The 15,819-nt window shown below is 61.4% G+C and carries 12 protein-coding genes; 7 read left to right on the top strand and 5 right to left on the bottom strand.

What is annotated here, in order from left to right:
* Positions 1 to 43 precede the first annotated feature (43 nt).
* The 3 genes from B9Z31_RS01580 (at position 44) to B9Z31_RS01570 (ending at position 4,714) form a co-directional block, all read left to right on the top strand.
* Entirely contained in the window at positions 44 to 1,495 is a 1,452-nt protein-coding gene (locus tag B9Z31_RS01580) for a DEAD/DEAH box helicase (RefSeq protein ID WP_100117806.1), read from the top strand.
* Positions 1,496 to 1,579: 84 nt separating this feature from the next.
* Entirely contained in the window at positions 1,580 to 3,826 is a 2,247-nt protein-coding gene (locus B9Z31_RS01575) for a TonB-dependent siderophore receptor (RefSeq protein ID WP_100117934.1), read from the top strand.
* 12 nt (positions 3,827 to 3,838) lie between these two features.
* Positions 3,839 to 4,714, top strand: coding sequence for an alpha/beta hydrolase (locus tag B9Z31_RS01570; RefSeq protein WP_100117805.1), 876 nt, complete (start codon positions 3,839 to 3,841; stop codon positions 4,712 to 4,714).
* A 388-nt stretch (positions 4,715 to 5,102) separates the two neighbouring features.
* On the opposite strand, the gene B9Z31_RS01565 is transcribed toward B9Z31_RS01570, so the two are convergent.
* Both B9Z31_RS01565 and B9Z31_RS01560 read right to left on the bottom strand, forming a co-directional pair.
* Complete coding sequence (locus B9Z31_RS01565; protein ID WP_100117804.1) at positions 5,103 to 6,308, bottom strand: M20 aminoacylase family protein; 1,206 nt, start codon at positions 6,306 to 6,308, stop codon at positions 5,103 to 5,105.
* 24 nt (positions 6,309 to 6,332) lie between these two features.
* Positions 6,333 to 7,310 carry a tripartite tricarboxylate transporter substrate binding protein gene (locus B9Z31_RS01560; RefSeq protein ID WP_100117933.1) on the bottom strand — a complete coding sequence of 326 codons (978 nt, stop codon included), beginning with the start codon at positions 7,308 to 7,310 and terminating at the stop codon, positions 6,333 to 6,335.
* Positions 7,311 to 7,429: 119 nt separating this feature from the next.
* Here B9Z31_RS01560 and B9Z31_RS01555 point away from each other — a divergent pair, with 119 nt between their 5' ends.
* Together B9Z31_RS01555 and B9Z31_RS01550 are read left to right on the top strand one after the other, a co-directional pair.
* Complete coding sequence (locus tag B9Z31_RS01555; RefSeq protein ID WP_100117803.1) at positions 7,430 to 8,335, top strand: LysR family transcriptional regulator; 906 nt, start codon at positions 7,430 to 7,432, stop codon at positions 8,333 to 8,335.
* Between the two features lie 19 nt (positions 8,336 to 8,354).
* Complete coding sequence (locus B9Z31_RS01550) at positions 8,355 to 9,086, top strand: sulfite exporter TauE/SafE family protein (protein ID WP_100117802.1); 732 nt, start codon at positions 8,355 to 8,357, stop codon at positions 9,084 to 9,086.
* A 67-nt stretch (positions 9,087 to 9,153) separates the two neighbouring features.
* Here B9Z31_RS01550 and B9Z31_RS01545 read toward each other — a convergent pair whose 3' ends face one another.
* Complete coding sequence (locus B9Z31_RS01545; RefSeq protein ID WP_100117801.1) at positions 9,154 to 10,131, bottom strand: GMP reductase; 978 nt, start codon at positions 10,129 to 10,131, stop codon at positions 9,154 to 9,156.
* A 581-nt stretch (positions 10,132 to 10,712) separates the two neighbouring features.
* Here B9Z31_RS01545 and B9Z31_RS01540 point away from each other — a divergent pair.
* Positions 10,713 to 13,118: a UvrD-helicase domain-containing protein gene (locus B9Z31_RS01540; RefSeq protein WP_233200611.1), complete on the top strand. Its 2,406-nt coding sequence runs from the start codon at positions 10,713 to 10,715 to the stop codon at positions 13,116 to 13,118.
* A 164-nt stretch (positions 13,119 to 13,282) separates the two neighbouring features.
* Complete coding sequence (locus B9Z31_RS01535) at positions 13,283 to 13,759, top strand: peptidylprolyl isomerase (RefSeq protein WP_100117800.1); 477 nt, start codon at positions 13,283 to 13,285, stop codon at positions 13,757 to 13,759.
* Between the two features lie 5 nt (positions 13,760 to 13,764).
* Here the strand turns inward: B9Z31_RS01535 and B9Z31_RS01530 are convergent, their stop codons facing one another.
* Positions 13,765 to 14,565, bottom strand: coding sequence for a BPSS1780 family membrane protein (locus tag B9Z31_RS01530; RefSeq protein ID WP_100117799.1), 801 nt, complete (start codon positions 14,563 to 14,565; stop codon positions 13,765 to 13,767).
* A gap of 4 nt (positions 14,566 to 14,569) precedes the next feature.
* A complete protein-coding gene (locus B9Z31_RS01525) occupies positions 14,570 to 15,532 on the bottom strand; it encodes a homoserine kinase (protein ID WP_100117798.1) in 963 nt (320 codons plus the stop codon).
* Between the last annotated feature and the right edge of the window lie 287 nt (positions 15,533 to 15,819).

Below are 15,819 nucleotides of genomic sequence, written 5' to 3'. Positions count from 1 at the left end.
CGGTTTTTGGCCTGTCACCTCAAAATGCGACAATAGCGGGTTAATGACCGACTCTTTTTCCAATTTATCGCTGGCGCCTACGCTGGCACGAGCCGTAGCCGAAATGGGCTACGAATCCATGACCCCTATCCAGGCCCAAGCCATTCCAGTGGTGTTGACGGGCCAGGACGTGATGGGCGCAGCCCAAACCGGCACAGGTAAGACGGCGGCTTTTTCGCTGCCCTTGCTGCAGCGCCTGCTCAAGCATGAAAACCCCTCCACCTCGCCCGCCCGTCACCCGGTGCGCGCTTTGGTGTTGTTGCCCACACGCGAGCTGGCCGACCAGGTGGCCCAACAAATCAAGATGTACGCCAAATACACCCAGCTGCGCAGCGCGGTGGTGTTTGGTGGCATGGACATGAAGCCCCAAACTTTGGAGCTGAAAAAAGGCGTCGAGGTGCTGGTCGCCACGCCGGGCCGCTTGCTGGACCACATCGAAGCCAAAAACGCGGTGCTGAACCAGGTCGAATATGTGGTGCTGGACGAGGCTGACCGCATGCTGGACATCGGCTTTTTGCCCGATCTGCAGCGCATCCTGAGCTTTTTGCCCAAGCAACGCACCACGCTGCTGTTCTCGGCCACCTTCTCGCCCGAAATCAAACGCTTGGCCGGCAGTTACCTGCAAAACCCGATCACCATCGAAGTGGCGCGGCCCAACGAGACGGCTTCGACGGTGGAGCAGCGCTTTTACGCCGCGCAAGACGACGACAAGCGCCGCGTGATCCGCAAGGTGTTGGACGACCGGGGCATCAAGCAGGCCTTCATTTTTGTGAACAGCAAGCTCGGCTGCGGCCGTTTGGCCCGCTCCTTGGAGCGCGAAGGTTTGCGCACTGCGGCCTTGCACGGTGACAAGAGCCAGGACGAGCGCCTCAAAGCGCTGGAAGCCTTCAAAAAGGGCGAAGTCGATTTGCTGGTGTGTACCGATGTGGCCGCTCGCGGTCTGGACATCAAAGATGTGCCTGCCGTGTTCAACTTCGATGTGCCTTTCAACGCCGAAGACTATGTGCACCGCATTGGCCGCACCGGCCGCGCTGGCGCTTCGGGCCTGGCGGTGACCTTGGTCAGTCCTTCGGATGCCCGCTTGGTGGGCGACATTGAAAAGCTGATCAAGAAAAAGCTGGACGTGGAAACGCTGCAGCTCGACACCCGACCTGCTGGCCCTGCGCCCGCGAAATGGGGTGAACGGGCGGAGGACCGTCCACGTTCACGCGCCCCCGAGGGCCGTCGCCGCGAGCTCGATCCCCGAGATGCCCTGGACGCACCCCATGAGCGACGCGGAGGCTTTCGCCCTGCGCCGATCAACCGCGATCCGTTTTTCCAAAAACCTTACGAGCCAGCGGCGACCGACGTGCCGCCCAGCTGGGAGCCCAGCGGACCTCAAACCGTCCGCTCCTCGATTTCGGCCAACATCAAGCCCAAGCGCAAAGTGGCGGCCTTGTTCAAATCCGAAGAGTAAACGCTTGCAGGATTGATCGTGTGGGCGTCCCGGTCTTTACCGGGCCGGCCCACAGCTGTCATGGGAGGCTGTCAAAATGGCCCCATGCGCGATACCTCCTCTAAATCTCATCTTCCTGTTGTGGCCCAGTTTCTGACCGGGTCTGGCTCTGTTGTGCCTTGGGGCTTGGTGGCATCGGCCCTGGGTGTGTTGTCGGCGCCCTGCGTCGCTCTGGCGCAAGCCCCTTCAGCGGCCCCTGCGTCAAGCGATCTGGGCCAGGTGGAGATTCGCGGCACCCGCAACACCGACACCGAAGCGCGCCAAGAGTCCACGGCCTCCAAAATCGTGATGGGCCGTGAAGAAATCGAGAAACAAGGGGATGCCACTTTGGGCGATGTGCTCAAGCGCTTGCCGGGCGTGACCGTGCAGGGCGCACCGGGTCGTGGCGGCGCCATTCGGATGCGCGGACTGGGTGGGGGGTACACCCAAATTCTGCTGGATGGTGAGCGCACGCCGCCCGGTTTTTCGATCGACACCTTGACCCCAGAACAGGTGGAGCGCATTGAGATTTTGCGAGCACCCACGGCCGAAACCGGCGCCCGCGCGATTGCAGGCACGATCAACATTGTGTTGCGCGAAGGCCGAAAAGCCTCGCCGGACGATTTGAAAATCACCCGCAGCCAGGAGCATGGGCAAGGCTCGAGCATGTTGAACTGGGTGCACAACCTCAACACCTCACCCTTGAGCGGCACCTTCACGCTGTCGGCCATGGACAGCCAACGCGCCGATGAGAGCCTCACCGAGATCTCCTCCAACTACACGGATGATTCCCTGGATCGGGAGGAGCAGCGCATTGCGCAATCCGTGGGTCGCCGACAAGGTGTTCATGCCAACGCCCGTTTGCAGTGGAAAGGTGAGCAAGGCAAAAGCCTGACCTTGACGCCATTTCTGATTTATTCCGAATACGCGGCACAAGGGCGCATCGATGCCAAGTCGATCTTGTTGCCATCCAGCTCAAACTCGGCCTTGACCGATAACGAAAGCCGCTATGCCGCCGCCCGTTTGAATGGCCAGTGGAGCCAACGCTTGTCGGCCGATGACCGTCTGGAGGTGCGTTTCGGCTTGGGTCAAGCCAAGTACAAGCAGCACATCACGCAAACCGCTTTGAGCAGTGGTGTCTTGTCCAATGCGCTGGACGAGCAGCGCTTCACCGACCGCACCACCAGTCTGAGTGGCAAATGGACCCGCGTGCTGGACAACGGGCACCAGTGGGTCAGTGGTTTGGAGCATGAAGGCGTTCGACGCGTCGAAGAGGCCAGCCCTGGCGCTGGTGAAGACAGTGGTAATTTGAAAGCCCGCACAACTCGTTGGGCCGCTTACACGCAAGACGAGTTCAAGATCAATCCCCATTGGTCGGCCTATGCAGGCGTCCGCTACGAGAGCATCTTGACCGAGGGACAAGTGAGCGAGGTGCTCAAACACAACAAAAGCCAGGTGTTGACGCCCTTGCTGCACGCCTTGTGGAAACCCGATCCGGCCAAGCGCGACCAAGTGCGCATGAGCTTGACGCGCAGTTACAAGACGCCCACGCTGTACAACATGGTGGCACCTCTGCGTTATTCGCGTGACTACCAGCCCGACCTGTTTCCCAGCAACACCCCCACCCAACCCGACCGTGTCGGTAACCCTGACCTGCGCCCCGAGCTGGCCACCGGCATTGACCTGGGATTTGAGCGCCATCTGGAAGGCGGGGGCGTGCTCAGCGCCAATGTCTTCCGTCGCAACATCCAAGACCTGATCCGTTACCAGACCCGTTTGCAGACCGTGGACTGGTCAAGCCAACAGCGTTGGGTGTCCAGCGCCCAAAACGTCGGCGACGCTGTCACCCAGGGCATCGAGCTGGAAGCCAAATTCCGATTGAACCAGGCGTGGACAGAGGCCTGGCCTGTCGACATCCGCAGCAACGTGAGTTTTTTTCGCTCCAAGGTCAAGGATGTGCCCGGCCCCGACAACCGCTTGGACCAGCAACCCAGCATGACCGCCAACTTAGGCGGCGACTACCGGTGGCGGGGCATGCCCCTGACCGTGGGGGGCAACGTCAATTGGAACCCCGACTACGACACCCGGCGCAGCCAAGAGCAACGGTCTTACCAGGGCATCAAGCGCGTGGTGGACGTGTACGGCCAGTGGCGATTCTCGGCGGCGACCGCCTTGCGTTTGACCGTGAGCAATCTGTTGCCGCGTGACTATGAGACGGCCACCACTTTCAACACAGGTGCTCAGTACGAGACCGCCCGCACCACCGACCGCAATTGGCGCAACATCCAGCTTCGCTTGGAAATGAAAATTTAACAGGAGACCCCTATGCCCATCAAAGACGCTGCTTGGCACGACCGCATGTACAACAACCGGGCCTTGGTGCCCGATTTCGCAGAACACTTTGCGCATTGGAAAAGCGCTTCGGTGCTGGCGCGTGAGGCGCTCAAGCCTTTGCTGGATGTGGCCTATGGTGAGGGACCCAGTGAAACCTTGGACATTTTTCCTGCCGCCAAAGCCAACGCACCTGTGGTGATCTTCATCCACGGGGGCTACTGGCGCAGCTTGGACAAGTCAGACCATTCTTTTGTCGCGCCAGCCCTGCGTGACATGGGCGCCTGTGTCGTGGTGGTCAATTACGCTTTGTGTCCTGGCAGCGATGCCCAACCTGTCACCGTGCCCGACATCGCCCTGCAAATGGCGCGGGCCACCGCCTGGGTGGGGCGGCACATTGCCGAGCATGGCGGTGACCGCAGCAACATCACCGTGATCGGCCATTCGGCAGGGGGCCACTTGGCCGCCATGTTGCTGGGCTGTGACTGGAAGGCCGTGGGACGCGATGTGCCTGCGGGCTTGGTGCGCAAGGGCCTGTCGATTTCGGGCTTGTTTGATTTGGCGCCTGTGCGCAAGACGCCGTTTGTGCAGGGCGATCTGCGCTTGACGCCTGAGCACGTGCGCATGTGCAGCCCCGCCAAATGGCGGCGGCCCCGTCAGGGCGTTTTGTTCACCGTCGTGGGGGGTGATGAGAGCCCAGAGTTTTTGCGCCACAACCGCTTGATCCACCAGGCTTGGGGGCCCAAGACGGTGCCCGTTTGCGAAGACCTGCCCGGCCTGAACCACTTCAGTGTGGTGACCGATTTGACCTCTGTAGGCTCTCGGCTGAACACGCTGGCCCACACCTTGATTCACCAAGCATCGGCCTGAGCCGACCTGTTCCATTCGGCCGCAGGGGCGGCCTCCCACGAAAAAGCGCACGTGCCCTGGCTGAGAAGGCCATTCCTGTGGGAGCGAGCCCCTGCTCGCGAATGCATGCTCTGAATACCCGCTTCGAATGCAAGCCGCGGTAAGCCAAGCCTTCGGCCGCAGGGGCGGCCTCCCACGAAAAAGCGCACGTGCCCTGGCTGAGAAGGCCATTCCTGTGGGAGCGAGCCCCTGCTCGCGAATGCATGCTCTGAATACCCGCCTCGAATGCAAGCCGCGGTAAGCCAAGCCTTCGGCCGCAGGGGCGGCCTCCCACAACCAAGTGAACTGACCCTGCCCGGGCGGCCACCCACCACAGGTCGTGCCAGAGAGGGCTTCGGGCTGTCTGGTGTCAGGCCGGTAAAAACCGCTCGACCAGCAGTGACCAATAGGCCGAGCCCACGGCCACGTTTTTGTCGTTGAAGTCGTAACCGGGGTTGTGCACCATGCACGCCCCATGGCCGTCACCCGAGCCGTCGCCATTGCCGATCAGCAAGTAGCTGCCCGGCACCTCTTCGAGCATGAAGGCAAAGTCTTCGCTGCCGTTCAGGGCGCGGCCTTGGCGCACGACTTTGTCCGCCCCCACCAACTCTTCGGCCACATCGCGGGCGAAATCGGTTTCAGCCAGGTGGTTCACCAGCACGGGGTAGCCGCGTTGGTAGTCGATGTCGGCTGAGACACCGTAGCTTTGGGCTTGCGCGTGGACCAGCTCGGTGATGCGCTTTTCGAGCAGGATGCGCACATCGCGGTCCAGCGAACGCACGCTCAAGCGCAGCGTGGCGGTTTGCGGGATCACGTTGTTGGCCACCCCCGCATTGAAGGCGCCCACCGTGATGATGGCCATTTGCTGTGGGTCGACATTGCGCGCCACGATGCTTTGCAGCCCCATGACGATGGCCGAGCCAGCCACCACCGGGTCAGCGGCCACATGCGGCATGGCGCCGTGCCCGCCTTTGCCGTGCAAGGTGATGGTCACGTTGTCCGAAGACGCCATGGCCGAGCCGTCGCGCAGAACCAGGTGGCCCTGTGGGTGGCTGGGCATGTTGTGCATGGCAAAGATGGCGTCGCAGGGGAAGCGCTTGAACAAACCGTCTTCCATCATCTTCTTGGCGCCGCCCAGACCTTCCTCAGCGGGCTGGAAGATCAGGTTCACGGTGCCCGAGAAGACGCCTTTTTGGGCGATGTGCTTGGCCGCTGCCAGCAGCATGGCGGTGTGACCGTCATGGCCGCAGGCATGCATGATGCCCACGTTGCAGCTGGCGTAAGGCAGGCCAGTGGCTTCGTCAATGGGCAAAGCGTCCATGTCGGCACGGATGCCGATGCTTTTGCCGCCCGTCCCCTTTTTGAGCTGGCCAACCAGGCCGGTGCCGCCCAGACCCCGCGTGACCTGGTAGCCCCAAGCGCTCAGTTGCTCGGCCACCAAATCGCTGGTGCGGTACTCCTTGTAGCCCATCTCTGGGTGCTTGTGGATGTCACGGCGCACCGCGATGAATTCATCCGCCTGGGCATGCAAGGCGTGCAGTTTGTCGTGCAAAAAAGCTTCGCTGGGTGCGTTCATGAAGGGCCTCTTGGGGGGTAGGGATTACTGAGCTTGCAGATTAATCGATTTGGCGATGGCGCGGTAGCGCTCGATGTCTCCAAGGTAAATGCGAGCCAGCTCCGTGGGCGTGCGGGCAGGCAAGACCACGTTGCCGCTGGCTTCCAGGGCCTTGCGGGTTTCGGGCACTTCAGCGGCCGCATAAAAAGCCTTGTTCAGGGTGTTGACCACAGCGTCCGGGGTGTTTTTGTGCACCTGCACACCGGCCCAGAGGTCAAAGTCCATGCCTTCGAGCCCCTTCATGGTGGCCATGGCCGGAAACTGCTTGAACAGCGCGTGCGGGGTTTTGGCGGTCACGGCCAGGCCCTGAACCTTGCCGTCGATGAGGGTTTGCGGAATCGAGCCGGCCATGGGCAGGAAAGCCATGTCGATCTGGCCCCCCATCAGGTCGGTCAACAGCGGCGCAATGCCTTTGTAGGGCACATGCAGCATCTGGACTTTGGTGAGTTGGGAGAATTTTTCGCCCACCAGGTGGTACAGCGAGCCGGGGCCCACGCTGCCGTAGCTCAGGGGCTTGTCGGCATTCTTGCGGGCCAATGCCAGCAGTTCGTCCACGGTCTTGACGTTGAGGGAGTTGCGCACCGCCAAGATGGTCGTGGTGGTGGCGAATTGGGCCACCAGTTTGAAGTCTTCGGATTTGTACTTCACACCCTGGATGGCCATGGGGGCCAGCACCAGCTCCATGGGGCTGCCCAAGCTGAGGGTGTAGCCGTCGGCGGGTGCGTTGACCAGTTTGGCCATGCCGATGGCGCCACCGGCCCCGCCAATGTTCTCGATGATCATGGTCTGCCCCAGTTTGGCGGCCGCGTCGGGCTGCACTTTGCGGGCAAAAAAGTCGGACGGTCCACCGGCCGGGTAGGGCACGATCAGGTTGATGGTTTTCGTGGGATAGGGCTGTGCCCAGGCCGGGCCAAAGGCGCTGGCGGCCAGCAGCAGGCTGCCGAGAAGGGTTTTGACGTTCATGATGTCTCCATTGAGTGGGTTTTTTGGCATGGTTGAAGTGACCATGAACACATCGTAAAAATGCCAATTCAATGTGTCCAATGACTTATTTTTCTGATATTCATTCGTAAAATGAATACATGAACCTCAGACACCTGGAGCATTGGCTGGCCTTGGCCGAAACGGGCTCCTTCAGCCGTGCGGCCGAAAAGCTGCACATCACCCAGTCCGCCTTGAGCCGCAGCATCCAGGCGCTGGAGGAAGACTTGGGCGGGATGCTGGTGGACCGCATCGGCAAAAAAAATGAGCTGACACCTTTGGGCCGCTTGGTGCTCGAGCGGGCACGGCGCATCGTGCACGACGCCCAAGAACTCCAAGAGGGCGCGGCCTTGCTGCAGCGAGGGGGCCTGGGCCATTTGCGGGTGGGCTTGGGCTCTGGCCCCGGCGCCATGCTGATGACGCCATGGCTGGTCTACATGGCCCGGCACCACCCCACGGTGCAGGTGACCGTCTCTCGCGGCTCCACCGAGCTGCAGTTGACCCAGCTGCGCGAGCGCCAGCTCGATGCCTTGGTGGTGGACGTGCGGCGTGTGGAAGCCGCGCCGGACTTGAAAATCTCGCATGTGGTCGAGATGCGCGCAGGCTTTGTGTGCCGCCAGGGTCATCCGCTGCTCAGCCTTCACCCCGATGGCGTCCCTTTTGACGCTTTGCTGGCTTTCCCCATCGCCTCCATCCCGCTGTCGCAAGAGGTGGCCCGCTTGCTGGTGGACCACTATGGACCTCAAGCCAATCCCGCACAAATGACCACCTTGCAGTGTGAAGACATCGCCAGCTTGCTCGATGTGGTGGGACAGACCGATGCGGTTTATTTGGGCATCGTGGGCGCTGCGCGCGCGGGCATGGCCCAAGGTGGATGGGTCGAGTTGCCGATGCAAACTCCGCTGAAAGCCCAGGCTCGGCTGGGCCTCATCACCCTGGTTGGCCGCAGCGAGTTGCCTGCCATGTCGGTGTTCGGAGAGTTTGTCCAAAAACACTTGACCGATTGACGGCCAAAAAGGAATCAGGATGCACGAGTGGCTTTACCCCATGGGCGTGGTTTTGCTGGGTTACACCGTCTTGGGCTTGACGGGCTTTGGTTCGGCACTGGTCATCGTGCCGCTGCTGGCCTGGCAGTGGCCTTTGCCCGAGGTGGTCGCGCTGACCTTGCTCATGGATGTCCCGGCTTCGGCGTTTCACAGTGGTCTGAACTGGCGACAGGTGCAGTGGCGCGAGTTGCGCCGTTTGCTTCCCGGGCTGGTGCTCGGCACCTTGCTCGGCTTGTGGCTCATGCCGCATTTGCAGGCCCGTTGGCCCCTCGTGCTGCTGGGCATGTATGTGGCCGGTGTGGGCGTCAACGCCTTGCGCCCGGCGGCAGAGCGAAAAGGGCTGCCTGCGCCCCTCTGGGCTTATCCGGTGGGCACGGCCATTGGTGTGGTTGAAATGCTCTTTGGCACCGCAGGGCCGCTCGTGGTGGCCTGGCTGAGCCGCCGCGTGGCCGATGTGCAGCACATGCGCGCCAGCACGCCCATGATCATCACCGTGGCCGCCAGCACCGTGTTGGCCGGCATGGGCTGGGAGGGGCGCTTGGGCAGTGAGCTGCTCTGGCAACGCTGGCTGCTGTTGATCGGTGTGGCTTTGGGGGGTGTTTGGCTGGGCCACCGCCTGGCACACCTCGTGCCCGTGGCCCGGCTGCGCCAGACCATTTGCGCCCTGTTGGTCGTCAGCGGCCTGATGCTGGCGCTTGGGGCTTTGCGCTGAAGCGTTGACCCCCCCCAAAAAAAAGGGGAGCCCTGCGGCTCCCTTTTTTGTCCAAGCGGCGGTGGGTTCACATCAGCAGGTGTTCGCCCGCGTTGTCGCCGCCCAGGGTCACGTAGTTCACCTTGCGGATGTCCATCAGCTTGGTGCCGCCCGCGTAGCTGATTGAGCTTTGCACGTCTTGCTCCATCTCGATCAGCGTGTTGGCCAGCTTGCCCTTGATGGGCTCCAGAATGCGCTTGCCTTCCACGTGCTTGTACTCGCCCTTGTTGAAGTCAGACGCCGAGCCGTAGTACTCCTTGAACATCTCGCCATCGACCTCCACCGTCTTGCCGGGCGACTCTTCGTGGCCGGCAAAGAGTGAGCCGATCATGACCATGCTCGCGCCAAAGCGGATGCTCTTGGCGATGTCGCCGTGGCTGCGGATGCCGCCGTCGGCAATGATGGGCTTGGTCGCCACGCGGGCGCACCACTTGAGCGCCGACAACTGCCAGCCGCCCGTGCCAAAACCCGTCTTGAGCTTGGTGATGCAGACCTTGCCGGGGCCCACGCCCACTTTGGTGGCGTCAGCGCCCCAGTTTTCGAGGTCGATCACCGCTTCGGGTGTGGCCACATTGCCCGCGATGACGAAGCTCGTGGGCAATTTGCCCTTGATGTAGCCAATCATGTCGCGCACGCTGTCGGCATGGCCGTGGGCGATGTCGATGGTGATGAACTCGGGCACCAGGTTTTCGGCCGCGAGTTGGTCCACCGTGGCGCGGTCAGGGGCTTTGACGCCCAGCGAGATCGAGGCGTAAACACCTTTGGCGTGCATGTCGCGCACGAACTGGACGTTGTCCAGGTCAAAGCGGTGCATGACGTAGAAGTAATCGTTTTGCGCCATCCACAGGCAAATGGACTCGTCCACCACCGTTTTCATGTTGGCAGGCACCACCGGCAGGCGGAACTTGCGGCCACCGAGTTCGACGCCCGCGTCGCACTCGGAACGGCTTTCCACGCGGCATTTGCGTGGCAGCAACAGGATGTTGTCGTAATCAAAAATTTCCATGAGAAAACCAAGCTCCAAAGAGGAATCGTTAAAAGGAACGAATGAGCGCTTGGCTTGGCCGGTTCTCTGGCCCCTGTGGTGAACCCGTTGCAGATTCAGGGCAAAAAAAACCGGGCACAAGAATCTTGGGCCCGGTGTCTGATTCTACTGGAATTGGCTGACCGTTGGCGTCAGGGGCTTGGTGCCCCCATCAATGTTTGGTGCGAGGCGCCAACTTGATCATGGGCAGCGGCTTGCGAGCGGCCTCTGGCCAGTGCTTGTGGGAAACCGTCGACGAAGCCGTGGGGCCCAAGCTCTGATGGCCGTGCTCGAAAGAGCCCGTGGCCGATGGCACATAGAAAAAACAAGCCAGATCCTGAGGAATTCGGCTTATTTTGGCTACCCAAGCGTTGATGCGAGACATGACGGGCCTTTCTGCTCAATCCGTATATACGGTTTTAACTGGCGTTGCGCCCCCTGTAAATAGTTGTTTACACCCAGAAGGCTAGGGTTTGCCTGAGGTTTTCGGCGTCTGCCACGGTGGGCCGCGGTGGCTCAGCCGGCACGCCGGCGGGCTTTCGGACCTTTCTACAATCAACAGCATGATGTCTCCCTTTTCCGACCCCGCGGCGAACGCTTCGCCTTTGCTCGCCCAGCTCAACCATGAGCAGCACCGGGCTGTGGCCTTGCCTGCCGAGCACGCTTTGATCTTGGCGGGGGCCGGCTCGGGCAAAACACGGGTGCTGACCACACGCATCGCTTGGCTGCTGCAAACCTCGCAGGTCTCGCCCGGCGGCATTTTGGCTGTGACCTTCACCAACAAAGCGGCCAAAGAGATGAAGCTGCGCTTGCAGGCCATGCTGCCGGTGAACGTGAACGCGATGTGGATTGGCACCTTCCACGGGCTGTGCAACCGGTTTTTGCGGGCGCATTACCAGCTGGCCGGCTTGCCGCAGACGTTTCAAATTTTGGACACGCAAGACCAGCTCTCGGCCGTCAAGCGCCTGTGCAAGCAGTTCAATGTGGACGAAGACCGCTTTCCCCCAAAGCAGGTGCAGTATTTCATCTCGGGCTGCAAAGAAGACGGCCAGCGCCCCGGCGATGTGCCGGTGCGCGACGATGAGACCCGCCGCAAAGTGGAGCTGTACCAGCTGTACGAAGCGCAATGCCTGCGCGAAGGCGTGGTGGATTTTGGCGAACTGATGCTGCGCTCGTACGAGTTGCTGCGCGACAACGTGCATGTGCGCGAGCATTACCGCCGCCGCTTTCGCCACATTTTGGTGGACGAGTTTCAGGACACCAACAAGCTGCAATACGCCTGGCTCAAGCAGCTGGCCGGCTTGCCGGGCGAGGGCGGTGAATGCGCCATCTTGGCCGTGGGCGACGACGACCAGAGCATTTACGCCTTCCGCGGTGCCCGCGTGGGCAATATGGCCGACTTTGTGCGCGAGTTTCAGGTCCAACACCAGATCAAGCTGGAGCAGAACTACCGCAGCTTCAGCAACATCCTCGACTCGGCCAACCACCTGATCAGCCACAACAAAACCCGCCTGGGCAAAACCTTGCGCACCGACCAAGGCGCGGGCGAGCCAGTGCGGGTGGTGGAGTCGCCGTCCGACTTTGCCGAGGCGCAGTGGTTGGTGGAGGAGTTGCGCCAGTTGGTCAAATTGGACGGCTTTGAGCGCAAGGAAGTGGCCTTGCTGTACCGCAGCAACGCGCAAAGCCGGGTGCTGGAAACGGCGCTGTTCAACGCTGGCTTCCCGTACCGCGTGTATGGCGGTTTGCGCTTTTTTGAACGCGCCGAGATCAAGCACGCACTGGCTTATCTGCGCCTGATGGAGAACCCCAACGACGACACCAGCTTTTTGCGGGTGGTCAACTTTCCGCCGCGCGGCATCGGCGCACGCAGCATCGAGCAGTTGCAAGATGCCGCGCGCGCCGCAGGCTGCTCGCTGCACGATGCGGTGAGCGCCACCACCGGCAAGGCCGGGGCCAACCTGGCCGCCTTTGTGGCCATGGTCGATGTGCTGCGCGAGCAGACAGAAGGTCTGACGCTGCGCGAAATCATTGACCTGGTGCTGGACAAAACCGGCTTGGTCAACCACTACCGCGCCGAAAAAGAAGGCGCAGACCGGGTCGAGAACTTGGAAGAATTGGTCAACGCCGCCGAGAGCTTTGTGACCCAAGAAGGCTTTGGCCGCAGCGCGGTGGCCATGCCGCAAACCTTGTCGCAAAGTCCCGCCAGCCAAGGCCTGAGCGGCTCAACTGACGCCAACCTGGGCACCGTGGATGCGTTCAGCGAAGACGGCGTGATCATGAGCCCGTTGGCGGCGTTTTTGACGCACGCCTCTTTGGAGGCCGGCGACAACCAGGCACAGGCCGGGGAAGACGCCGTCCAGCTCATGACCGTGCACGCCAGCAAGGGTTTGGAGTTTGATGCGGTGTTCATCACGGGTTTGGAAGAGGGCCTGTTCCCGCATGAAAATTCGATGAATGATTTCGATGGCCTGGAAGAAGAGCGTCGCCTGATGTATGTGGCCATCACCCGGGCCCGCAAGCGCCTGTACCTGAGCCATTCGCAAACCCGCATGCTGCACGGCCAGACCCGCTACAACCTGAAAAGCCGTTTTCTGGACGAGTTGCCCGAAGCCTGCTTGAAGTGGGTGACGCCCAAAACCGGCGGTTTCTCGAATTTGGGCAGTGCAGGGGGCGCCGGTGCATCCGGCGGTGCATGGCCGCAAACCCCGGCTTCCAGCCGCCACGCGCGTCCAGCCTGGGGCCAGAGCAGCTTGAGCACCGAAACCTACAAAAGCCCCCCGGTGCCTGTGCAAAAAGCCGCGCCTGAGCATGGCATTTCGGCGGGCAAACAGGTGTTCCACACCAAGTTCGGTGAGGGCAAAGTCCTGGCCGTCGAAGGCGCAGGGGCCGATGCCCGTGCCCAGGTCAATTTTCCGCGCCACGGCGTGAAATGGCTGGCGCTGAGCGTGGCTAAACTCACGGTGGTTTGAGGCAGCCTGTCTGCCCCTGTGGGAGGCCGCCCCTGCGGCCGAATGTTCGCGGTCTGCTAGGCTTTTTCGCGAGCAGGGGCTCACTGCCACAGATTCAATTGACGCGCTGAAAATACGCCACGACTGAACGACAATCACCCGATGGATAACCGGAAACAGTTTTTATGAAAATCACCCAAGACACCGTGGTCACCATGCACCACAAAGTGGTCAATGCCCAAGGCCAATTGCTCGACAAGACACAAGAGCCCACGTCTTACCTGCATGGCGGCTATGACAACACCTTCCCCAAAATTGAAGCTGCCCTCGAAGGGCAAGTTGTGGGTTTCACGACCACCTTGAAGTTGGCCCCGGCCGACGCCTTTGGCGAGCGCGACGAGAGCCTGGTGCAAACCATCCCCAAAAGCGAGTTTCCACCTGGCGTGAAAGTGGGCGGCCAGTTGCGTGGCCGCTCGGCCGAAGGCCATGAACAGGTGTTCAACGTGGTCAAGATCAAGGGCGACAAAGTCATCTTGGATGCCAACCACCCTTGGGCGGGTCAACACCTGACGCTCACCTTGACGGTGCAAGAGGTGCGTGCCGCTTCAGCCGAAGAGATCACACACCGCCATGCACACGGTGCGCACGGCCACCACCACTGAGGCCCTCAGTCGGGTTGCCCCGCACGGCTGGGCGGCTCGTCATAGACATCGGTCGCGAAACAGTCGCGCACCGAGAACAGCATGGATGTGAAAAACATGGCCGCCACCATCAGGGCCATGGGCATGAAGGTGGCCATCATCAGACCCGGGTTGCCCAGCAAGCTGGCGATGAGCATGGCCAAGACTGCAGCCGACATGAAAACCACACCCCAGGCGAACACATACACCGTGAAAGCCTTGAGGTTGCGCCAACAGGCCATGAAGCTGAAAAACAAGCTTTTGACAGCAGGCATGCCGTACCAATGGACCAAGGCGGGCGCGTGCCAGAACATCATGGACAGCGGCACGTAAAACAGCATGGACACCCACAAGGCGGTCTGAAACGAGTCGGTCGTGACCACTTCCGGCGTCATGGGGGCGCCACCAAAGTACACCTGCGCAAAAGTGCCGCCATCGGCCAGTGTGGACAAGCCCATCACCACCAAGAAAATCACGGCGTACAAAACGCCCAAGATGAACATGGTTTGGCGGTGCGGTCCGCTCTTGAAGGCCACAAACAGCACGCTGGGCATGGGGAATTTGCCGTCCGAGGCCACTTGGGTGGCAGCCATCATGCCCAGGGTGAGCGCCGGCAAGACCACCAAGGCCAAAGCCCCCCCAATGAAGGGCACCATGGAAACCACCGACACCGTGGCCATGAACAAAAAGAACAGCCCCGACATGGCCAAAGGCTGCCGCCAAAAGGTGCGCATGCCCTGGCGCGCCCATTTGAGGCCAGCACGGGCGGGAACGATTTGCAAGTTCATGGGTTCAGATCAAGGCAGAAGCAGAGACGGGGTGCAGGACACGGCCACGCAAAACGCGCTCAAAGTGGGTCGGGTCGTGAGGCTTGAGCATGGACGCTTCACGGGGCAGATGGTAGTCCCACAGCCGAGAAATCCAAAAACGCAAAGCCCCTGCCCGTAAAAGGGCAGGCAGCAGTGCGCGCTCAGCGCCGCTCAAGGGGCGCACTTGGTTGTAGGCCGCGAGCATGGCCTGGGCACGCCCGTGGTGGTGCGCCCCTGTGGGCAGATCGATGCACCAGTCGTTCAGGCACACGGCCAGGTCAAACAACCAAGTGTCCACGCCCGCGAAATAGAAATCAAAAAAGCCGGTCAGTTGCTCGCCATCGAACATGACGTTGTCGCGGAACAGGTCGGCATGGACAGGTCCACGGGGCAGGGCGGCATAGGCCGCGGTTTTCGCCGTGTGGTTCTGGAAAGCCAATTCACTGCGCAGCAAGGCGGCTTGGGCTTCATCCAGGTAGGGCAGCACCACGGGCACGGTGTCGTTCCACCAAGGCAGGGCACGCAAGTTGGGCTGGCTGCGGTTGTAGTCGGCCCCGGCCAGGTGCATGCGCGCGAGCATGTCGCCCACGGCCGCGGCATGCAAGGCCTGCGGTTGCAACTGGCTTTTGCCCGCCAGTTTGTTGACCACGGCGGCAGGTTTGCCGCTCACGGTGTGCAGGATGTCGCCATCGCGGTTGGCCGCCGGGTCGGGCACCGGGATGCCGCGGCCCGCCAAGTGCTTCATCAGGTACAGGTAAAACGGCAGTTGCTCTTGTGTCAGGCGCTCAAACAAGGTGAGCACATACTCGCCTTGGCTGGTGGTGGCGAAGTAGTTGGTGTTCTCGATGCCGCCTTCGATGCCGCGCAATTCGGTGAGGGTCCCCAAGTTCAGGGACTGCATCAGGTCGTTGGCCTGGGTTTCGGTGACTTCGGTGAATACCGCCATGGGGGAGAAAACCGTCAAAGCGCCAGAGGGTTCTGGCTTGGGTGAGCAAAACAAGGATTGTAGAGGGCGAAAAGACCGACATGACCCGCAAAGGGCTGCCCGTGCTGGATGGCTTGGCTGGCGGAGCGATGGTGTGAGGGGCCTGCGCCGAGGCTCAGAGGCGCTTCGCTTTGCCACATCACCTCAGCGCAGGCCCCACACACCATCTGGGCGTACGGCGGAGTTTGTTGGCGCTTCGCTTTGCCACATCACACTGCTGCAGGCCAGACCCCAAGCCATGGTGGTTT

The sequence above is a fragment of the Limnohabitans sp. G3-2 genome (assembly GCF_002778275.1).
In the GTDB taxonomy this organism is placed as follows: Bacteria; Pseudomonadota; Gammaproteobacteria; order Burkholderiales; family Burkholderiaceae_C; genus Limnohabitans_A.
This window is presented reverse-complemented; position numbering and strand designations above follow the sequence as displayed.